The organism is Sphingomonas sp. QA11, assembly GCF_028473665.1.
GTDB classification, from domain to species: domain Bacteria; phylum Pseudomonadota; class Alphaproteobacteria; order Sphingomonadales; family Sphingomonadaceae; genus Sphingomonas; species Sphingomonas phytovorans.
Genome location: NZ_CP098774.1, coordinates 289,070 through 309,742 on the forward strand (window position 1 = coordinate 289,070; position 20,673 = coordinate 309,742).

General features: G+C 66.5%; 19 protein-coding genes. 7 read left to right on the plus strand and 12 right to left on the minus strand.

Features of this window, described 5'->3' with window-relative positions; all coding sequences use genetic code 11:
• Positions 1-126: 126 nt before the first annotated feature.
• From NDN01_RS01465 to NDN01_RS01485, 5 genes are all read left to right on the plus strand, one after another.
• A complete protein-coding gene (locus tag NDN01_RS01465) occupies positions 127-858 on the plus strand; it encodes a response regulator (RefSeq protein WP_272625367.1) in 732 nt (243 codons plus the stop codon).
• The gene (locus NDN01_RS01470) at positions 855-2,174 is read left to right on the plus strand and encodes an ATP-binding protein (RefSeq protein WP_272625368.1); all 1,320 of its coding nucleotides are present in this window, start codon (positions 855-857) and stop codon (positions 2,172-2,174) included. Before NDN01_RS01465 ends, NDN01_RS01470 begins: the two co-directional genes overlap by 4 nt.
• Before the next feature lie 97 nt (positions 2,175-2,271).
• Positions 2,272-2,970, plus strand: a complete 699-nt coding sequence (locus NDN01_RS01475; protein ID WP_272625369.1) for a carbonic anhydrase — start codon at positions 2,272-2,274, stop codon at positions 2,968-2,970.
• Positions 2,967-4,475: a SulP family inorganic anion transporter gene (locus NDN01_RS01480; RefSeq protein WP_272625370.1), complete on the plus strand. Its 1,509-nt coding sequence runs from the start codon at positions 2,967-2,969 to the stop codon at positions 4,473-4,475. The genes NDN01_RS01475 and NDN01_RS01480 overlap by 4 nt, the downstream gene beginning before the upstream one ends.
• A 156-nt stretch (positions 4,476-4,631) precedes the next feature.
• Positions 4,632-5,447 (plus strand): TorF family putative porin, encoded by an 816-nt coding sequence (locus NDN01_RS01485; RefSeq protein WP_272625371.1) that lies wholly within the window; start codon positions 4,632-4,634, stop codon positions 5,445-5,447.
• A 46-nt stretch (positions 5,448-5,493) separates the two neighbouring features.
• On the opposite strand, the gene NDN01_RS01490 is transcribed toward NDN01_RS01485, so the two are convergent.
• The 6 genes from NDN01_RS01490 to NDN01_RS01515 form a co-directional block, all read right to left on the minus strand.
• Complete coding sequence (locus NDN01_RS01490; RefSeq protein ID WP_272625372.1) at positions 5,494-7,191, minus strand: hypothetical protein; 1,698 nt, start codon at positions 7,189-7,191, stop codon at positions 5,494-5,496.
• A gap of 183 nt (positions 7,192-7,374) precedes the next feature.
• Positions 7,375-7,740: a hypothetical protein gene (locus NDN01_RS01495; RefSeq protein WP_272625373.1), complete on the minus strand. Its 366-nt coding sequence runs from the start codon at positions 7,738-7,740 to the stop codon at positions 7,375-7,377.
• A gap of 60 nt (positions 7,741-7,800) precedes the next feature.
• The gene (locus NDN01_RS01500) at positions 7,801-8,556 is read right to left on the minus strand and encodes a hypothetical protein (RefSeq protein WP_272625374.1); all 756 of its coding nucleotides are present in this window, start codon (positions 8,554-8,556) and stop codon (positions 7,801-7,803) included.
• A complete protein-coding gene (locus tag NDN01_RS01505; RefSeq protein WP_272625375.1) occupies positions 8,553-9,437 on the minus strand; it encodes a S8 family peptidase in 885 nt (294 codons plus the stop codon). The genes NDN01_RS01500 and NDN01_RS01505 overlap by 4 nt, the downstream gene beginning before the upstream one ends.
• 27 nt (positions 9,438-9,464) lie before the next feature.
• A complete protein-coding gene (locus NDN01_RS01510) occupies positions 9,465-11,669 on the minus strand; it encodes a JmjC domain-containing protein (RefSeq protein WP_272625376.1) in 2,205 nt (734 codons plus the stop codon).
• A 239-nt stretch (positions 11,670-11,908) separates the two neighbouring features.
• Positions 11,909-12,370, minus strand: a complete 462-nt coding sequence (locus tag NDN01_RS01515; protein WP_272625377.1) for a hypothetical protein — start codon at positions 12,368-12,370, stop codon at positions 11,909-11,911.
• A 390-nt stretch (positions 12,371-12,760) separates the two neighbouring features.
• Between NDN01_RS01515 and NDN01_RS01520 the strand changes: the two genes are divergently transcribed.
• Complete coding sequence (locus NDN01_RS01520) at positions 12,761-13,960, plus strand: GGDEF domain-containing protein (RefSeq protein WP_272625378.1); 1,200 nt, start codon at positions 12,761-12,763, stop codon at positions 13,958-13,960.
• A gap of 34 nt (positions 13,961-13,994) precedes the next feature.
• Here NDN01_RS01520 and glpX read toward each other — a convergent pair whose 3' ends face one another.
• The 4 genes from glpX to NDN01_RS01540 all read right to left on the minus strand — a co-directional run bounded on the left by glpX (position 13,995) and on the right by NDN01_RS01540 (position 17,295).
• Positions 13,995-14,960, minus strand: a complete 966-nt coding sequence (glpX, locus tag NDN01_RS01525) for a class II fructose-bisphosphatase (protein WP_272625379.1) — start codon at positions 14,958-14,960, stop codon at positions 13,995-13,997.
• A 96-nt stretch (positions 14,961-15,056) separates the two neighbouring features.
• A complete protein-coding gene (locus tag NDN01_RS01530) occupies positions 15,057-15,812 on the minus strand; it encodes a glutaminyl-peptide cyclotransferase (RefSeq protein ID WP_272625380.1) in 756 nt (251 codons plus the stop codon).
• Positions 15,809-16,633, minus strand: coding sequence for a 2,3,4,5-tetrahydropyridine-2,6-dicarboxylate N-succinyltransferase (dapD, locus tag NDN01_RS01535; RefSeq protein WP_272628451.1), 825 nt, complete (start codon positions 16,631-16,633; stop codon positions 15,809-15,811). The genes NDN01_RS01530 and dapD overlap by 4 nt, the downstream gene beginning before the upstream one ends.
• Complete coding sequence (locus tag NDN01_RS01540) at positions 16,633-17,295, minus strand: pyrimidine 5'-nucleotidase (protein ID WP_272625381.1); 663 nt, start codon at positions 17,293-17,295, stop codon at positions 16,633-16,635. Before NDN01_RS01540 ends, dapD begins: the two co-directional genes overlap by 1 nt.
• A 213-nt stretch (positions 17,296-17,508) precedes the next feature.
• Between NDN01_RS01540 and NDN01_RS01545 the strand changes: the two genes are divergently transcribed.
• On the plus strand, positions 17,509-18,507 hold the full coding sequence (locus NDN01_RS01545) for an LLM class flavin-dependent oxidoreductase (RefSeq protein ID WP_272625382.1): 999 nt from the start codon (positions 17,509-17,511) through the stop codon (positions 18,505-18,507).
• 21 nt (positions 18,508-18,528) lie between these two features.
• Here NDN01_RS01545 and NDN01_RS01550 read toward each other — a convergent pair whose 3' ends face one another.
• Complete coding sequence (locus NDN01_RS01550) at positions 18,529-19,836, minus strand: sensor histidine kinase (RefSeq protein ID WP_272628452.1); 1,308 nt, start codon at positions 19,834-19,836, stop codon at positions 18,529-18,531.
• Between the two features lie 155 nt (positions 19,837-19,991).
• Positions 19,992-20,657: a response regulator transcription factor gene (locus NDN01_RS01555; protein WP_272625383.1), complete on the minus strand. Its 666-nt coding sequence runs from the start codon at positions 20,655-20,657 to the stop codon at positions 19,992-19,994.
• Positions 20,658-20,673 lie beyond the last annotated feature (16 nt).

A 20,673-nucleotide genomic window follows, 5' to 3' on the forward strand; every position in this document is an offset into this window, starting at 1 on the left:
TATAGCCGCGTGGTCTTTGCTGGCCTTGCGCCGGTCGGTGACAAAGTGTTGCTGGCTGCGTTACGGCCATCGAAGCGATTGACCCTCACGGAGCACCTTCCTACCTCGCACTGCAACATGACAGCAATGAACAACCGCCCCAGCCCCGACGTCGCCCCCACGATCCTGCTGGTCGAAGACGACCCGGCACTGCGCACGCTGTCCACCCGCGCGTTGCAGGAGCATGGCTATATCGTTCGCCCGGCATCCGCCGCGCCCGAGATGTGGCTGGCGCTGAAGGCGGGGCCGGTCGATCTGGTCCTGCTCGACATCATGCTCCCGGGCACCAGCGGGATCGATCTCTGCCGCCAGCTGCGCAAGACAAGCGACGTGCCGATCATCTTCGTCAGCGCGAAGGGCAGCGAGACCGATCGGGTGATCGGGCTTGAGCTCGGCGCTGACGATTATCTCGCCAAGCCGTTCGGCACGCGCGAACTCGCGGCGCGAGTCCGGGCAGTGCTTCGCCGCGGGGCGCTCGACCGGCGCAGCGGGGAGCGCGAGCAGGGCGTGCTCAGCTTCGACGGCTGGACGGTCAACCTGCCGCGCCGCGAGCTGCTGTCCCCCGCCGGCGCGGTGGTCGAGCTGACCGGCGCCGAATTCGACCTGCTGACCAGCCTGCTCGATCATGCCGGCCGGGTCATCGCGCGCGAGCGGCTGATCGAATTGTCGCGCACCCGGCTGACCGACAGCTCGGATCGCAGCGTCGACGTGCTGGTCAGCCGGCTGCGGCGCAAGCTGACTCATGGCGATAAAGCGGCGCCGATCGTCACGGTTCGCGGTGTGGGCTATATGCTGAACACGGGCGTCATCCGTAGTTGAAGCATTTCGTGCGCCCGTCGATGGGCCTGCTCGGGCAGGTCGTCGCGATCCTGCTGCTCGTGGTCATTGTCGAATTCGCCGCGAGCACCATCTTCTACGAGCGCGCGAGCCATTTTTCGCTAAGCGGTGACCGGGCGCGGCGACTGGCCGAGCATTTGGTCATCGCCCGCCGCCTGGTCGCCGAGCTTCCCGCCGGCGAACGGCCGGCAATGGCGGCCGAGCTGTCGACCGATCACTATATGATGGCGTGGGAGCGCAGCCGCCCGCCGCCCCCGCCGCTCGCCCCGTCGCTCGACAGCATGCGCAAGGAGGTCGTCGCCTGGGAGCCGACTCTCGCGCCCACCGACCTCCGCTTTCGCGTGGTGTCGCTCGGCAGTTCCTCAGTGGTTGTCGGCGGCGTGACTCTTCCCGACGGAAGCTGGCTTCATTTCCAGACGCTGAAGCCGGTCGCCAATCTCGATTTCTCGCCGAGCCGGATCCTCATCGCGTCGATGCTGGCGATCGCCGCGATGCTGCTGGGCGGATTGCTCATCCGCCGGACGTTGCAGCCAATGCGCCTGCTGGCCGATGCGGCCGATCGCTTCGGCAGCCCGAACCAGACTCAGGTGCAGGAAGCTGGGCCGGGGGAAGTGCGCCGCGTGATCGGCGCGTTCAATCGCATGCAGGCGCGTATTCACCGGCTGATCGTCGATCGCACCCAGGCGCTGGCGGCGGTCGGGCACGATCTGCGCACGCCGCTCGCACGCCTCAGGCTGCGCGCCGACCGTGTGGTCGAGCCCGACCTGCGCGACACGATCCATGCGGATGTCGCCGAGATGGAGGCGATGGTCTCCTCCCTCCTCGCTTTTCTCGGCGGGGAACAGGATGCCGAGAAGCCGGTGCTGATCGACCTGGCTGTGCTGTGCGCGACGATCGCCGACAATGCCTGGGATGTCGGTCGCGACGCGCGGTATGTCGGGCCCGATCATCTGAACATGCTGATCAGGCCCTCGGCGATGCGGCGGGCGATCGGCAATCTCGTCGAGAACGGTTTGCATTATGGCAATGCCGTCGTGATCACGCTCACCGGCCGGGCTGAGCATATCGTCATTTGGGTTGACGATGACGGCCCGGGTATCCCGCCGGAATCGCTCGAGGCGGTGCTTGAGCCGTTCGTCCGACTCGACACCGCGCGCCGCCGCGACACCGTGGGTTTCGGGCTGGGGCTGTCGATCGTGGTGAAGGCGATCGAGAATGAGGGTGGCGCGCTCAGGCTGTCCAACCGGCGCGAAGGCGGCCTGCGCGCGGAAATCATCCTGCCAACCCGCCAGACATAATTCCTTACAGACATGCGGCATCGCAGCAAAACTGCGATCCTAGATACCCTCCCTAAGCCGCGTCCGAAATGTTGGACGCGGTATCAGGAGTCCAACAGTGAACGACCTTATTGGCCGCGTCATCAGTTTCGAAAAGCAGGTGTTTCCCAATCATAGCGCGCTCTTCGCGCAGCTCGTGAGCGACGGGCAGAGCCCCAAGGCGCTGATGATATCCTGCGCCGATTCGCGCGTGGTGCCCGAGCAGATCCTCCAGGCCGGCCCTGGCGAGCTGTTCGTCTGCCGCAATGCGGGCAACATCGTCCCGCCCTTTTCCAATCACAATGGCGGCGTGTCCTCCACGGTCGAATATGCCGTGATGGCGCTCGGTGTGCGCGACATCATCGTGTGCGGCCATGCCGATTGCGGCGCGATGAAGGCGCTGATGAACCCCGCCGGGCTCGAGCGCATGCCCAATGTTGCTGCATGGCTGCGCCACAGCGACGCCGCATGTTCCGTGGTGAACGACTGCTATCCGTCCGACATGGAGGATGCAGAGCGTGTCCGTGCCGCCGCGCTCGAGAATGTCGTCGCCCAGATCGCGCATCTGCGCACTCATCCGTCGGTCGCCTCGGCGATCGCGCGTGGCGAACTGGCGCTGCACGGCTGGTTCGTCGACATCCGCGAGGGCGTGATCCTTGCCCTTGACGGCGAGACCGGCCGTTTCGCCACCATCGCCGACGACCGTCCCATTCCGGTCGCTCTGGTGGCGGCGCAGCGCCTCGCCGCCAGCTCCCACGCGCTGGAGGCGGCGGAATGAAGATCGCCGGTTTTGAGATGCCGTCGTTCGGCGTCATCTCGCGTGACTTCACGGCCTCGATCGTTGTTTTCCTCGTCGCGATGCCCCTCTGCATGGGCATCGCGGTCGCCTCCGGCGTGCCGCCCGAAAGAGGCCTGATCACCGGCATCATCGGCGGTGTCGTGGTCGGTTTCCTCGCCGGATCGCCCCTTCAGGTCAGCGGCCCCGCCGCTGGCCTCGCGGTCATCGTGTTCGAGCTCGTGCGCGACAAGGGCCTCTCTGCGCTTGGCCCGATCCTGATTCTTGCCGGCATTATCCAGGTCATCGCCGGTATCGCGAAGCTTGGCGGCTGGTTCCGCGCGATCTCGCCCGCCGTGGTGCACGGCATGCTCGCGGGCATCGGCGTGCTGATCGTGGTCGGCCAGTTCCATGTGCTGTTCGACGCGACCCCGCTGTCGAGCGGCCTCGCCAACATTGCGGCGATGCCGGGCCGGCTGCTTGGCCTGTCGTTCGACGTCTCGGGGGTCGAGCGTGCCTTCGCGATCGGCCTGCTGACGATCCTAACTATGCTTGGCTGGGAGCGCTTCCGCCCCGCGGCCCTGAAGCAGGTACCCGGCGCGCTGCTCGGCGTGCTGGCCGGTACGCTGGTCGCATTCAGCCTCGGCCTCGACGTGAGCCGGGTCAACGTACCCCAGTCTATCGCCTCGGCGATCGCGCTGCCGGGCCCGGACCTGCTACAGAAGTGGATGGACCCGTCGATCCTGGTGGCGGCACTCGCCATCGCGTTCATCGCCAGCGCCGAGACGCTGCTGTCGGCTGCCGCGGTCGACAAGATGCATGATGGCGTCCGGACCAACTACAACAAGGAATTGCGTGCCCAGGGCATCGGCAACCTGCTGTGCGGCCTCGCCGGCGCCCTGCCGATGACCGGCGTGATCGTGCGCAGCTCGGCCAACGTGCAGGCAGGCGCTAAGACGCGCCTGTCGACCATCCTTCACGGTACCTGGATCCTCGGCTTCGTCGCGCTGCTGCCGTGGCTGTTGCGTGAGATCCCGATGGCGGCGCTCGGCGCCGTGCTGGTGGTGACCGGCTGGCGTCTGGTGGGCATCGCGCATGTCCGCCATCTGTTCGGCAGCTACGGCATGTTGCCCGCCGCGATCTGGGCCATCACCCTGATCCTGGTCGTGGTGGAAGACCTGCTGACCGGCGTGCTGGTCGGTATCGCGCTCTCGCTGCTCGAACTGATCCCGCATGTCCGCCGCCTGCGCCTGAAGGTCGCATCGGAGGACGGGGGCAGGGCAGTGCAGCTTTCGGGCAGCGCGACCTTTGTGACCCTGCCCAAGCTGTCGGACGCCCTGGAAGGGCTGCCGTCAGGGGAGAAGGTGCGGCTCGACGTGTCGAAGCTGTCGACCATCGACCATACGTGCGCCGAGTTGCTCAAGGACTGGCTGGTCCGCCGTCGTGCCGCCGGCCATCCGGTGGACGTCGTCGGGGCTTCCCCCAAGTTCGCGGGGTTAGCCGCTTGAGCAATGATTCGTTACGAAGCGGCAACCTAGACGAGGTGGCCGCCAGATAAAGCAGGAGTGTCCGGACCGACCGTTTCCGATCCTCATTCCCCAGGAGGATGAGAGAAATGGCGGTCCGGGCCGCAGTAGGGACCCTATCCAAAAAAGGGGTGTCCCATGAAAACTCTCTATTTCGTCAGCGCTGCCATGTTCACCATGGTCGCCGTGCCTGCCGCCGCGCAGGACACCGCGCCGCCGCCACCCGTCACCGTCTCCGGCAGCGTCGCGCTCGTTACCGACTACAGGTTCCGCGGCGTATCCCAGTCGGACAAGGAAATGGCCATCCAGGGCGGCATCACTGTCGCGCATGAGAGTGGTTTCTATGCCGGCGTTTGGGGATCGAACCTCGCCGGCTGGGGCACGTTCGGCGGCTCCAACATGGAGCTCGACCTTATTGGGGGGTATAAAAGGTCGTTCGGTGGCGCCACGGTCGATGTCGGCCTGACCTGGTACATGTATCCGGGCGGCGCCGACCTGACCGACTTCGCCGAGCCCTATGTGAAGGTCAGCGGCACGGTCGGCCCCGTCAACCTGCTGGCCGGTGTCGCCTATGCGCCCAAGCAGAAGGCGCTGGGCAATTTCTCCAACACGCCGCAGAGCCGCGGGCAGAGCGAGGACAATCTGTACCTCTGGGGCGATGTGAGCGCCGGGGTCCCGGGCACGCCGATCACCGCGAAGGCGCATCTCGGCTATTCGGACGGCAATCCCGGCCTTGGCCCGAACGGCACCAGCGTGGCCCCGACCGGCAAATATGTCGATTGGCTGCTCGGCGTCGATTATGTGCTGGGGCCGGTCACGCTCGGCGCCGCCTATGTGGATACCAATATCGGCAAGGCGGAGGCGGCCTATCTTCAGCCGAACTTCTCGAGCACGAAGGACGGATCGTCGATCGCTGGCAGCAGGGTCGTGCTGTCGGTAACCGCAGCCTTCTGACGCCAGGGGAAGCGCCGCCATGGCTGGTCCATGGCGGCGCCTCCCGTTATTGCTTCGGCTTGGCGGCCACCGATTTCGCCGGGGCAACCCCGCCGGCATAACTGGCCTTTTGGGCAAGCAGCCAGGAGAAGTCGGCGCCCAGCTGGCCGGATTGAGTGCCTTTGCCGGTCGCCGGATCATAGCTTGTCCAGATATTGGCCGAGCTATGGCAACCGGTGCAGCTTTCGGTGATGAACGACAGGGTGTTGATGCCCGGCTTCACTGGCTTGCCAAGCTTGTTCAGCGCGCTGTTCCACACCGGCGGTTCGACCGCGCCGGTCGGGCAGGTGAATGAATCCGGCGTCTCCTCGCTCTTGCAGGCGGGCTGGTTGCCCTTCTGGAAATAGGTTTCCATCGTGATGTTGGTGAGGAAGGTCGGGGTTGGCCGTCCGCCGGGCTTGTTGGTCACCGCGTCGGGCAGGCCGCCGTCCCAGGCGGACGGCGCCGCGCCCGGATCGGTCGGCCACTGGGTGTCGATCAGCTGATAATATTGCCAGACGCTGCCCATCTTCTTCAGCGCAGCCTGCGCCTGCGCGTTCAGCGCGACCTTGTCACCGGGAATCGGGATGGCGCGCCATGCCTGGGTTGGGATGCGCGGATAAACGCCACCAACCTTCTGCGGGAGCTGGTTGACCGCGCAACCCGGGCAGTTCGTGTCGACGAAGGATGGGCTCAGCTTCGGATGGGCGACCGGATCGACATCGAGATTGTCGACCTGTTCGAAGGTCGACCAGATCCATTGCGGCGAGGTTGAGCTCTTGTGGCCGATATGCATGCCGACCATGCCGACCGTCACCTTGCGCTCGACCTGGGCACCGTCCGCCCCCTGGTCGATCACCACGGCGGGCATGGTGTAGAAGCGGCTGAAATCGTCCTTGCCCTCCTTCAGGATTCGCCAGGCGAACTTCAGCTCGGTCGAGCCGCTCCAGTCCTTGTCCGGCGTGCCGAACGGCATGCCGACCTTGCCGCCGCCCTGGGTGAAGGCGACCTGTCCGTTGATGTTGTACAGGCGGTTCGCGCAGAGATAATCGACCTCGTTCGGGTCGATCACGATCTCATAATAGACGAACTCGCCATTCTGATCGATCAGCGGTCCCGAGAATGCCTGCTGGATGTCGCCGAGGTTCGAGGCATTCAGTTCGCCCACTGCCGAGATCACGCCGAGGAAGCGTGTCAGGCGCGGATCGGCATTTGCCGTGGCCTGGGCGGAAAAGGCCTTGAGGCCGCGGCTGACCGGCTTGCTCAGGTCGCGGCGCAGCACGAGGGTGCGCTCGCCGGTCTTCAATCCGCAGGCGGCCGGGGTCGCGCCATCGGCCTGGAAGATCGAGCTCGAATTATGCCACAACGTCCAGCGCGGCGCACCGAAACCGGTGTCGGTGATCTTCGGTGCTGCCTTGCCTGCATTGTCCGTCGGCCAGTTCAGCGCAACGAACATCTGCCAAGAATAGAGATCGAACTCGCGCTGCACCTCGGCGAATTTCTTCTCGCCTTCGAGCTTCTTCTTGAGCGCGATGTCGACATCGCCCGGGAATTGTGCCGTCACTTCCGGCGCGAAATCGGGGAAGGCGGCGAGATAGGATGGCCCGGACGGTCTTGCCGGCGTTACCGTGCAGGCGGCAAGCAGGCCGATCCCGGCGATCGTCGCCATCGCGGCGGCCGCGCCACGCCGGCTGACCCGACGTCCCTTGATCGAAAATCTCATCATCGTCCCCTCGTTTTCGAATTCCGGTTCGAAATTCGGCGACGGTGACGCTGTCGCCGGCATGGCGCCGCCCGCGGCACAAGGCAGGGGCGCGACAGCCGGACGATATGGCCGAAGGGTGTTTATGCAACGGGAGACGAAATCGTTTCGGTTGCAAATCGGTCCGTGAGGCAGGCAGCTGCCCGCTTATAGCGCGCCCGGCCGGACGATGCTCATCATGCCGCCGGGCTGGAGCACGACGACCCAGTCGAGCGCCCGCAGGTCCTTGTCGGCTGCGCAATGCGCGATCCAGGCATGGCGGCCCTTCACCGGCGCATGCGCCGACGACCCCGTTACCGCCGAACATTCGCCACCCGCGTCCTTGATCGCCTTGAGCAGCACGGAGTCGCGCTGCTTGTCGGTCAGTGCGTTGATTCGATCAGCGTAATAATCCTTTTCGGCGGGCGGCGCGGGTGATGCCGCGGCGGTGACGGCGTTGTCCGGCGCCGGTGCCTGCTCGCATCCGCCGAGCGCGAGGAGGATCAGCGCGGAGGTCAGGGCCTGGGTCTTCATTGATGCGAACTCCGATTGGGCTGGCTTTGTCTAAACCCGGCCGGTCGCAAATCCAAACCTTCAGGTCCGGCGTTTCGCGCGCGCCGGCTGCAACAGGGTCCGGTGGCGTTCGAACAGGGCGATATCCTCGGCGAAGAAGCGGGTCAGGTCCGCCACGCCGTAGGGTGACCCGGGACGCTGGGGACCGGCATTGACCTTCCTGTCGTTGACGATTCGCGTGCCGAGCCCGGCGTTGAGCAGGTCGAGCGACCTGTCCATCGCCTCGACCACGCCGACCATGTCGTACCGGTCCAGATCTTTCGGCAGGAAGAACATCTCGTCGATCGGCCCGAAGGCGCCGCCGTCGCGGTCGAACCTGATCCGCCCGCCGCAATCGAGGAAGCGCCGGACAAACGCCTCTATGTCGAGACTGAACATCTCGACCATTTCCGGATAGCGGTCGCGGTAGCGCACGATGCCGGTGCCAACGTCCGACTGCCCCTCCACGAGGTGGTGGCGCCCGTAATAATAGGTCGAATAGAAGCGGTCGACCGGGTGGCGGATGAAGGTGAAGAGATAATCACCCTCTTCCCGCTCAAGCTTCTCGGCCCCGAACACGCCGAAGGAAATGTCCACCTTGCGCAATCGTTGAAGATCGAACCGGCACAATTTCTCGCCCGGCGGCTCGAACAGGATCGGAAGCCGGCCGGGCGGCTGGGCGGTGAAGAGCTGCATCGGCTCGTAATATTGACGGGCGTACCGGCGCCGGAACTCGCCGAGCAGCTTCATCGTGAGGAAACGTCGCGCCGCCTTGGGCAGGCTGTGGAAGACGATCATGCTGCCGAACGCTCCGTCGGATGCCGCGCCTGAAGCCAGGCGAGGCTGGCGGCTGCGTCGAGCGGTGGCGGCACGATGCTGCGCGCCCGGCGCGGTTCGAGCAGCAGTGCCTCCCGGAGGCGCGCCGCTGGAAGTCGCGGGTAGAGCGACCGTAACAGTGCCAGGGTGCCGGTGACGAACGCCGTGGCGACGCTCGAACCGCCCATGATGCCCGCTTTGTCCGGCGCGAGCGCGCCGCGTATCCCGGCGGCAGGGGCGGAGAGGCCGCGACGGCCGATGCCCGGCCCGAGGTTGGAACGCAGGTCGATCGATCCATCCGCCAGGCTGGCGGCGACCGGGATCACCCAGTCGTCAGCGAACAGCCATACCGGCCCGAGGCGCGCCTGGTTGCCCGATGCGGCGACCAGCAGCGTGCCCGCCGCCCGGGCGCGGGAACAGGCATCAAGCATCTCGGGAATGGCTCGGGGACTGCCGGCTGCGATGCCGACGCTGAGGTTGATCACGTGAATACCTGTATCGATCAGCCGGTGGATGGCATCTGCCAGCGCCTCCGGCCGGATGGAGGGGATAGCGCCCGGCCCCGGCAGCTCGGCGAAGACGGGCAGGCTGACCAGCGTCGCATCGGGGCAAATGCCACGAATCCCCAGCGCGCCATTGCCGACCAGCAGGCTGGCGAGGAAGGTGCCGTGCCGGCAGCCGAGGCTGTCGGCGCGCATGCAACGCGCCGCGCCGTCGCCACCGGGCGTCTCGATCAGCGCCGTGGCGAGCGCCGGATGGCCGCCCTCCACCGCGCCGTCGATCAGCCCGACGCGCACCCCGGACGCGCGCGTTCGCGTCATGAGGGGATCGAGCTGGGCCAGGTCGAACGGGTCGGGCGTCACACCGGCTTCCCCGCCATGCCAGGCATGTCAGTCCTTTTCGAACACGGGGCGCAGCGGCGTGACCATGAAGGGGAACATGCCGGTGACGTCGACTCGCGCGGCATAGAGCTCACGCACATCGGTCTTGCGGCTGACGAAGCGAAGCGTGATGTCGACCAGCCGGCGCTGCGACCGGGTCGAAACAGGGCTGATGCCGACGCCCTGCAGGCTCTGGTCGCGGCCGTAATTGTCGATCACCAGGCTGTAGATCGCGGGATAGCGCATCGCGAGGTAATTGACCGCGCGGTGCTCGTCGAGATCGCCGACATTGTCGATCAGCTGGGTGATGCGGTTGAGCAGGTCCTGGCCGGCGGCGACCTGGCCCTTGTCGAGCGGCAGGGCCTTCACGAATTCGTCGACGCTGAACGAATAGATCTTGCTGGCGAGGACCGTGGGCAGGGAGAGCCCGCCACAGGCGCTGGCCGGCAGCGACAAGGCGGACCGCGAGCCGATCAGCACATTGGTCCCGCCGGGCTGCGAGCCAAGAGCGAGCGAGCCGATCAACTCGGCCAGCTCGATGCCGGATTTCGGCACGACCGTGAACGTCTCTACACCGCCCACGCTGAACACCCAGCACATCTCGCGGGCGATATAGGCGTTCTCCGACTGGCTCAGCACCTGGTGGAGCACTTCGCGGTCGGTCAGGTTCACGGTCTCGGCGGAGCGCACGACCTGGGCCAGTTCCTTCTCGATGTCGATCGAGGGGAAGCGGGCATTGATCCGGCCGATCGCATAGACATAGCCCGGTCCGGCGGCTGACTCGGCGCAACTGGCGCAGCCGCAGCCGCCCGAATCCGCATGGCCGGCGGGACTTGCCTCGTCGCGGGTGGCGCTCATCGGCGCGATAGTCGTTCCGGCCTCCTGATTGGCATAGGTCATGGATTGTCCTCCTTCGGAAATATGGGCTGTGGCTGGAATGGTCGCCGGGGTGGCGGTGACCGGGTCTTTACGGGGACGGTCGGGCTGGCGCGGGATCGTCAGGAAACCCTTTCGAACGAGCTCGCGGGCGAGGTCGGCACGATCGTCGGCCGATCCGTCGCCGGGGATCGCGCCGACGGCGAAATCGCCGGCGGTGGCGAGGAATTCGAACGCCGGCAGCGTCGCGAGCGGCCGTCTCACATTGTCCTCCATGAAGCGGAGCACTGCCTGGTCGCCGACGGTTTCGGCGATCGCGACAAGGCCGGTGCGGCGGCGCACGATCGTCATGTCATTCAGTGCGGGGAGATGGTCGAGCACTGCCCAGTAACCGTCGGGGATCGGCTCCTGGCCGCTGCGGTACCGCCCGCGCCAGAGATCGACGCCGCGGCCGAGATCGACCTGTGCACCGATCCGCGTCACGGCGTCGGGAGCCGCCGCGAGGTCGTGGCGGCCCGACCCGTCTTCCGCCAGCACCAGCGGAATCGCGGCGCGCAGGGTGTCGGATTCCAGCGCATCGCGGGCCAGTGCGTGCTCGGCGGCTTCGAGCCAGGTCAGGCCGTGCAGCGCAACGGTGAGATGCAGCGAGGTCTCATCCCGGTTCACCACTTCATGCCCGAAGCCGCGCGGGACGTAGAGCAGATCGCCGGGGCCAAGATCGAATTCCTCGATGAACGGCCCGGAGTCCCAGCTTCCCAGGGCCGGCAATGCCTTTTCGGCCAGCTCGATCAACTGGCGCAGCGGCTTGATGCGGTTGCCCGGCTCGAACAGGCGCCAGCGCTTCGCCCCGTGGATCTGGAAGATGAAGAAGTCGTGGGTGTCGTAATGCTTGGGATAGGCCTGGCCGTCGGGCGGCGAGAGATAGGCATTGGTGGTGACCGGGCAGACGAGCGCGCGTTCCAGCTCCCGCGTCACGAGCGCCATCGCCGGCAGGCGCCTGTGCAGGCCGTGGATGACAATCGACTTGCCCTGTTCGAAGGCGCGGTAGAATTCGTTCACCGGCGGCGGCTTGTTCATCTCGTCCCGCCCGCGGAACTGGAGATCGACGCCTTCCTCGCTGTCGGAGAGGCGATATTCCCCGGGGCGCAGGCGGCCCGTGAAAAGCAGATTGTCCACCGCGGCGAGCGAGAAGATCTGCCGGTAGAAGAGCGGCTGGCCGCGCCGGATGAGCAGCGGCCTGGTGCCCCAGTAGCTGGCGAGGAAATCGACGGGCGCAACATCGTGCAGCAGGCGCTGCAGCGTCATCTCCTCGGGCGCCGGGCTCGGATCGCCGTTCATCCGGGCGATCCTTTTCCCGATGTCGCCCTTATGCTCCTGCCATCACCGCGTCGCGGATCATCGGGCGATGCGATGACGTGCATTGTTTCATCCGCGAATCATGGGTGGCGAGCTTCCCGCTGCGCCGATCTGGAGGCCGTCGTCCGGGGGGGGGCGGGACGCGGCGGGGAGGGCGGGCAAGCTCATTTCTCATCTCCCCCTTGTCTCGTCCGGCGAGTGCCTCGCCGGGTGCGACGGGGTCAGGTACCCTTGCACACGTCGTTGAGGATATTGCCGGTATTGCCGCCTTCGGAGCAGACCTTCTGCATCAGCGGGTAGAAGGCGGAGACGACCGTGCTGCACTTGATCGCGCCGTCAGGGCTTGTCCTGTTCGATTCGATGCATTTCGTGAGCATCTCGGCATAGCTGGCGTTCGGGCTGCGGCCATTGCATCGCGCGAACATGCCGATCCAGGAGCTGCAGGCGAAACCGCGCTGCCCTTGCCCGTTCTGCATATTGCTGATCGCGTCGCTCAGGCCGCTGATCGCCGCGCGTGCGGCGGAGGACAGGGCATCGCCGATCGATTCGATGGCTTCCCTGATGAAGTCGAGGAATTGCGGTTCGACCATTCCGTCGGAATCGATGAGCAGGCTGGCGCCGCCATAATAGGCGCCCGCGGTTGGCGTGAGGCTGTTGGTCGCGGTGAAGCCCGGCATGCTCATGTCATCGCTCCTTTGTTGCATTTTTCCGTTTCGCCCCGGGGTGGCCCTGGGAAACGGGAGAGAGGCGCGACGATCGGTCTTCTCCCGCAGGGCGATGCGATATGGCCGGCGGGATTCCCCCGCAACAAACGGTAGTGCCAATGTGGTGTTATTTCTAGGATCAACGCGAGCGTCGTGTAAAATTATCTAAATAATTCAGTCTTGTAGCGAAGGTGCAATTATTATTGCCGCTAAACTGCTTACCAGGATGGTTACTTTGAATGCTTGGATCGGCAGGGCTCGCCAGTTGATCGACGCGCCCGTCGATCGGGCTCGGCCGCCTTCACCTTTTCTTTCCTCAACCGGCTCTACGGTTGCGTGCCGGTGGGTTGCGCATGAGGGAAGGACAGCATGAACGGAGCCGTTTTCGCGTTGGCGGTCAATGCCGGCATGGCGTTGCTGTTCGCCGCGAGCTTCGCCGTGATCGCCCTGTCGTATCGCGCCCAGCGCAGCGCGCTGTGGTTCTGCGCCGGCTTTGCCATGGGCGCGCTGACCCCCGTCAGCGAGTTGCTGGTGCGGTTCAGCGATGCGCCCGATCCTTTCGTCGTCACCAGCTACGCCACGTTCCTTGCCTCGCTCCTGCTGATGACCGCCGGACTCCAGTCGTTCCATGGCCAGCGTCGCGCCTGGGGCGTCATTGCCACCTTGTTCCTGCTGGGCATGGCGCTTCGCGCGGCGATCTGGGGCGGGGCGCGCAACACGATCGCCTATGAACTGGTCTTTCAGGTGCCGTTCGCCATCGCGGCGCTGCTTGCATCCCTGACCGCCTTCCGCGTCGGGCGCTCGAAGCCGCTCTATCTCATCTTGTCGGCCAGCTATGGCCTCATCGCCCTGCATTTCGCGACCAAGCCGTTCTTCGCCGTCGCGTTCGGCTCGGGCAGGACGGCGCAGGAATATTCCACCAGCACCTATGCGCTGTTCTCCCAGGCCTGCACCGGAATCCTGATGGTGGGCACCGGGCTCCTGCTGCTCCTGCTTGTCGTGCAAAAGGCGGTGGCTCAATCCCAGCTCGACGCTGAGACCGATCCGCTGTCCGACATCGCCAACCGGCGCGGGTTCGACCGGCAGGCGCAACAGGCTTTTGCCCGGGCCGACCGGCTTGGCCGCCCGCTGTCGGCGGTGATGTTCGACCTCGATCACTTCAAGGGGATCAACGATACGCACGGTCACGATGTTGGTGACCAGGTGATTGCCGCCTTTGCCGGCTTGTTGCAGCGGGCGGCGCCGCAATCTGCCATCGTCGCGCGGATCGGCGGCGAGGAATTCGCCATGCTGCTTGAGCGGACCACCGCCGAAAGCGCCTGCCTGAGCGCCCAGGCGATCCGCGTCGCGACCGCCGATCTCGCGACCGGCGGGCTGCCGCCGGTGACCGTCAGCGGCGGCGTCGCGGAGAGGCGGAAAGGCGACAGCCTGGCCGATCTGATGCGCCGGGCCGACCGGGCGTCCTACCGGGCCAAGGAAGAGGGCCGCAATCGAATCTGCATCGCCCGCGACCTCATCGAGCCGGCGCTCGGGCAGAATGTCGTCACGCTGAACGTCCGGCGCGCATAGCACCGGCCGTATCGTTGTGGCGGAGGCGCCGCCGTCAGATCCGGTGTTCGCCCTTAACCCAGCGGACCGTTCCCGAGCTTGCGCGCATCACCACGCTTTCGGTGGTCATCACGGTCGCCTTGCGCTTCACCCCGGCGAGCAGCGAGCCATCGGTCACGCCGGTCGCGGCGAAGATGCAGTCGCCCTTGGCCAGTTCGGTCAGGTCATATTGCTTGTCGAGATCGGTCACGCCCCATTTGCGCGCGCGGGCGCGCTCGTCGTCGTTGCGGAACAGCAGCCGGCCCTTGAACTGGCCGCCGACGCAGCGCAGCGCAGCCGCCGCCAGCACGCCCTCGGGCGCGCCGCCGGAGCCGAGATAGATGTCGATCGTCGTATCGGGGTTGGTCGTCGCGATCACGCCCGCGACGTCGCCGTCGCCGATCAGCATGATGCCGCAGCCAAGCGCGCGCAACTCTGCGATCAGCTTCTGGTGGCGCGGGCGGTCGAGCACGCAGGCGATGATGTCTGCGGGCTCGACGCCCTTGGCGGCGGCGAGCGCCTTCACATTCTCGGTCGGGCTCCGGTCGAGATCGATGATGCCCTCGGGATAGCCCGGGCCGACCGCGATCTTGTCCATATAGACGTCGGGCGCGTTGAGCAGGCCGCCCTGTTCGGCGATCGCCAGCACCGCGAGCGAGTTCGGTCCGGCCGTCGCGCAGATCGTCGTGCCTTCGAGCGGATCGAGCGCGATGTCGATCTTAGGACCCTTGCCGATCGCGGAGCCGACCTTCTCGCCGATGAACAGCATCGGGGCCTCGTCGCGCTCGCCCTCGCCGATCACCACGGTACCGTCCATGTAGAGCTCGTTCAACGCCTCGCGCATCGCCTCGACGGCGGCGGCGTCGGCTGCCTTCTCGTCGCCGCGGCCGACGAGCTTCGAGGCGGCGATGGCGGCGGCTTCGGTGACGCGGACCATTTCGAGCACGAGAACGCGGTCGAGGACCTTGCTGGCGGTGGTCATTGGCGGTGATTTCCCCTCGGATGTTGCGGGCGGGATAGGAGCGGGGTGTGACGTTGTCGAGACGCTAGCTGAGGAGAAGCCCCACTCGGCCAGTGGTCAGCCCTTGGGTGGCTTGATCTCGAACAGGGTCGGCCACAGCTTGCCAGTCACGTAGAGATGGCGGCCCCTGGCGTCCCATGCGATGCCGTTGGGAACTGCTTCTGGGTCGGTTTCTCCCACTGCGGTGATCAGGGCCGACAGGTCGATCCAGCCGATGACATGGCCGTCCGCCGGATCGATCCTGGCGATATATTGCGTGCGCCAGATATTGGCGAGGATCTCGCCGTCGACGAATTCGAGCTCGTTGAGTTGATCGACCTGGCGCCCGTTCGCCGTGACGGTGATGCGCCGCTGTTCCTTCAGGGTGGCGGGATCGAGGAAACGCAATTGGGCGGTGCCGTCGGACATGACGACCGTCCGGTCGTTGCTGGTGAGCGCCCAGCCCTCGCCGGGATAGGAGAAGCTGCCCAGCTTGCGGAAGCCGTCGAGCGTCCAGCGGAACCCGGTGTGATGCTGCCAGGTGAGGCTGACGATCTGGCTGCCCACGGGCGCGATCCCCTCGCCGAAATAAGGCGACGGGATCGAGACGCTCCTGATCACCTTCCCGGTTTCCAGCTCGACCTTGCGGATGCTGGACTCGCCGACCTGACCGGTGCTCTCGTAGAGATGGCCTTCCCGGTAGAACAGGCCCTCGGTGAAGGCGTCCGGGTCGTGCGGCAGGGTGCGCACGACCACGGCCGGAGCGACCGGGAGCGCTGGCGGCGCCGGGGCGGCCGCCAGCAGCAGGACCAGACAGGCGAGCTTGCGGATCAATCCCGCAGCAATTCGTTGATGCTGGTCTTGGACCGGGTCTGCTCGTCGACTCGCTTGACGATGACGGCGCAATAGAGCGCCGGCTTGCCGTCTCCGCCGCCCATGCTGCCGGGCACCACCACCGCATAGGGCGGCACCTCGCCCCGGAAGACCTCGCCGGTCGCCCGGTCGACGATCTTGGTGGAAGCGCCGAGATAGACGCCCATCGACAGCACCGCGCCTTCGCCGACGCGAACGCCCTCGGCCACCTCGGCGCGCGCGCCGATGAACGCGCCGTCGCCGATGATGACCGGATCGGCCTGAAGCGGCTCCAGCACGCCGCCGATGCCGGCCCCGCCCGAGAGATGGACGTTCTTCCCGATCTGCGCGCAACTGCCGACCGTGGCCCAGGCGTCGACCATCGTGCCCTCGCCGACATGGGCGCCGATATTGACGAAGCTCGGCATCAGGATCGCGCCTTTGGCGATGAAGGCGCCGCGCCGCGCGACGGCGCCCGGGACGACACGGATACCGGCAGCGCGGAATTCCGCCTCGCCCCAGCCGGCGAATTTCGAGGGGACCTTGTCGAACGCGGGCGCGCCGGCGGAACCGCCATCGACCAGCGCATTGTCGTTGAGGCGGAAGGACAGGAGCACGGCTTTCTTGAGCCACTGGTTGACGCGCCAGCCGCCCTGGCCGTCAGGCTCGGCGACACGGGCCGCGCCGGAATCGAGCAGGCCGAGCGCGGTCTCGACGGCGTCACGCACCGCGCCGGTGGTGCCGGTGTTGACCCCGTCGCGCGCATCCCATGCCGCGTCGATCGTGCCCTGCAATTCGCTCATCATGCCTCCAATATGCTTTCCAGCCAGTGCCGGATATCGTGTGTCGTGAAATCGATATAGCTGCGGTCCATGTCGGCCGCCTGCTCGGAGCCGTTGTCGACCCAGACCGTGGTCATGCCGATCGCCTTGGCCGGTTTCAGGTTGCGCGCCATGTCCTCGACGAACAGGCTCTCGACCGGATCGATGCCGAATGCGGCGCACAGCCCGGCATAGGCCGACGTCTGGGGCTTTGGCTTCAGGTCCATCGCATGGATATCGTGCACCGCCTCGAAGCTCGCGCCCAGGCCGAGCCGGTCGAGCACGCGGCCCGCATAGGGCGTATCGGCGTTGGTGAAGACGATCTTGCGCCCCGGCAGCCGGGCGATCGCGGCGGCGAGGGGCAGGTTCTCCTCAAGCACGTCCATCTCGATATCATGGACGAAATCGAGGAACTGGTGCGGATCGACGTGATGCTCGGCCATCAGCCCGGCAAGCGTGGTGCCGTGGCCGAGGAAATAGCCTTTCTGGATACGGCGTGCCTCAACCAGGTCGCAGCCGAAACGATCGGCGATATAGGCGCCCATCTTCCGGTCGATCTGGTCGAACAGCCGGGCGCTCGCCGGATACAGCGTATTGTCGAGATCGAAGATCCAGTTCCGGACGGGGGCGAGGCGCGCGAGCATGGCGCGAGGCTCTAAGCGGGCGACGCCCCCGGGGCAAGGCGGGACGGGCGCGGGAGGGGGGGCTCGGCCCTTCGCCCGACAGCCGATTGCGCGATGCGCTGGGAGCCGCGGCACCATGGACGCAAAGATTGTGTGCGTGCCGATAGCTTTGCTTGCCGCCGCGCGCCGCCAAAGGGCTTTTACCGGCGGGCGGCGTACCCCATCTTGCCAGTCATGACAGCTTATTCCCTGCTCGATCTCGTTCCCGTCACCGAAGGCGGCAGCGTCTCCCGCTCCCTGGCCAATGCGGCCGATCTCGCCCGGCATGTGGAGAGCCTGGGGTTCAGCCGCTACTGGGTTGCCGAGCATCACGGCATGACCGGCATCGCCAGCGCCGCCACCGCGGTGGTGATCGCCCATGTCGCTGCCGCAACGGACAGCATAAGGGTCGGGGCAGGTGGCATCATGCTGCCCAACCACGCGCCTCTGGTGATCGCCGAGCAGTTCGGGACGCTCGATGCGCTGTTCCCGGGGCGGATCGACCTTGGGCTGGGGCGCGCGCCGGGATCGGATCAGATCGTCGCGCGGGCTCTTCGCCGCACGCTGGAAAGCGACGCGAACGCCTTTCCGCGCGACGTGGTCGAGTTGCAGAGCTATTTCGCCGATGACGGCCAGACCGGCATCCGCGCGACGCCGGGCGCGGGGGCGGACGTGAAATTGTGGATCCTCGGATCGAGCACCTTCGGCGCGCAACTCGCTGCGATGCTCGGGTTGCCTTACGCCTTCGCCTCGCACTTCGCACCCGACGCGCTCGACCAGGCAATCGCGATCTATCGTCGCGACTTCCGGCCTTCGGCGGCGCTGGCCAGGCCGCATCTGATGGCTGGATTCAACGTGTTCGCGGCCGATACCGATGCCGAGGCCGAACTGCTGGCCAGTTCGCAGCAACAGGCCTTCGTTGCGCTGCGCACCGGCAATCCGGGCAAGCTCAGGCCGCCGGTGCCGGGCTATCGCGACAGCATCGGGCCGCAGGGCGCGCGTATTCTCGACCATGTACTGCAATGTTCGGCGGTAGGCAGTCCCGCCACGGTCGCGCGCGGGATCGCCGCGTTCGTCGAGCGGACCGGGGTGGACGAGCTGATGATCGCGAGCTCGATCTACGATCACGCCGCGCGCAAACGCAGCCTGACGATCACGGCCGAGGTGATGCGGGAGCTGACGGTGGCTGCCTGATCCTTCCCTTTCCGGGGGGAACTAATTGGCCGCCGGAAGCCTCAGGCGCGCGAGGAGGCCGCCAAGGTCCTCGCTCTCCTCCAGGCTGACCGTGCCTTCGTAGATCTCGGCCACGTCGCGGACGATCGCCAGCCCGAGGCCAGTCCCCGGCTTGCCCGTATCGAGCCGCACGCCGCGATCGAAGATGCGCAGGCGATCCTCCTCGGGGATGCCGACGCCGTCGTCCTCGATCAGGAACTCGACGAAGCCGGCCTGGGCGCCGACCGTGACGAACACGCTGCCGCCGCCATATTTCGCGGCATTCTCGATCAGGTTGCCGAGCATCTCGTCGAGATCCTGGCGTTCGACATGGACCTGAAGGTTCTTCGGCCCGGTCACGTCGATACGGACATGGCGGTAAAGCCGGCCGACCGCGCGCTCGACCGATTCGAGGCTGGGCCATACATCGGCGCGGCTATGCGCCGAGCCGCGCCGGCCGACCGCGCGAGCCCGGGCGAGATGGTGGTCGACCTGCCGGCGCATCGTCCGCGCCTCGCGGATCACGGTCTCGCCGAGATCGTCGGCCTGCGCGGTCGCTGCGTTCATGATGACGGTGAGCGGCGTCTTGAGCGCATGGGCGAGGTTGCCGGCGTGGCGGCGCGCTTCCTCGGCCTGCTTCTCGTTATGCTCGATCAGCGCGTTCAGCTCCTCGACCAGCGGCGCGACCTCGTTGGGCATGGCGCGCTCGACCTGGCGCGACTTGCCGGCGCGCATCCGGGCGATCTCCTCGCGCACCCGGCGCAGCGGCCACAGCCCGTAGAAGGTCTGCAACGCGGCCATCACGATCAGCCCGAGCGCGAGCAGCAGGAAGCTGCGCACCAGCGTCTTGCGCAGCGCGCCGATCTGCGCGTCGAGCCCGTCGCGGCTCTGCGCCACCTGGAAGCGCCAGCGTGTCGGGGAGCCGGGCAGCTTCACGTCGCGTTCGAGGATGCGCAGCCGCTCGTCGCCGAACTGATGGCTGTCATAGGCGTGCACGCCCAGATCGGCATGGTTGGTGCCGAAGGCAAGGCGCCGGTCCCAGAGCGAGCGCGACGGGAAAGGCTCGCGCCCGGTGGCGCTGACCTGCCAGTAGAGCCCCGAATAGGGTTCGAGGAAACGCTGGTCGGCGGGCTCGCGGTTGAACACGACCTCGCCCTCGGGGCCGATCTCCGACGAGACGATCAGCGCGGTCAGCACATATTCGAGCTGGTCGTCGAAGTTGCGCGTGACCGCGGCGGTGAGCACCCGGTCGAGCGCGAAACCGCCGCCGGTCAGCAGCAGCAGGATCCACCCGGCCGCGATGAAGATCATCCGCCGGCTGAGCGAGCCGGTGGTCTTTTGCCTCGCGGGATAGATGGTCGGGGTCGGGGCCGGCCGGTTCTCCTCGACCGGCTGCGCGGGCGCGGGAGTGGCGCCGGCGGCCGGGGCAGCCTCGCTGTCAGCCATGGGACGTCATGGGAACGGGATCAGGCATCCGGATCCTCGAGGCTGTAGCCGAGCCCCCGGATGGTGGTGATCACGTCCTGTCCCAGCTTCTTGCGGATCCGGGTGACGAACACTTCGATCGTGTTCGAATCGCGGTCGAAATCCTGGTCGTAGATATGCTCGATCAACTCGGTACGGCTGACCACCTTGCCCTTGTGGTGGAGCAGGTAGCTGAGCAGCTTATATTCCTGGGCGGTGAGCTTCACCGGCTCGCCGGCCAGCGTGACCTTGCCCGAACGGGTGTCGAGGCGGACGTCGCCAGCGGTCAGCTCGGACGAGGCATTGCCCGAGGCGCGGCGGATCAGCGCGCGGAGGCGGGCGATCAGCTCCTCGGACTGGAAGGGCTTGGCGACATAATCGTCGGCGCCGGCATCGAGCCCGGCCACCTTGTCCGACCAGCTGTCGCGCGCGGTCAGCACCAGGACCGGCGCGGTGCGGCCTTCCTTGCGCCAGCGGTCGAGCACGGTCAGCCCGTCGATCTCGGGAAGCCCCAGATCGAGCACGATCGCATCGTAATTCTCGGTCGAGCCGAGGAAATGGCCTTCCTCGCCATCGGTGGCGAGATCGATGGCATAGCCGGCGCCTTCGAGGGTATTCTTGAGCTGCTGGCCCAGGCTGGGCTCGTCCTCGACGATCAGAACGCGCATAGGTTTATCCCTTCAG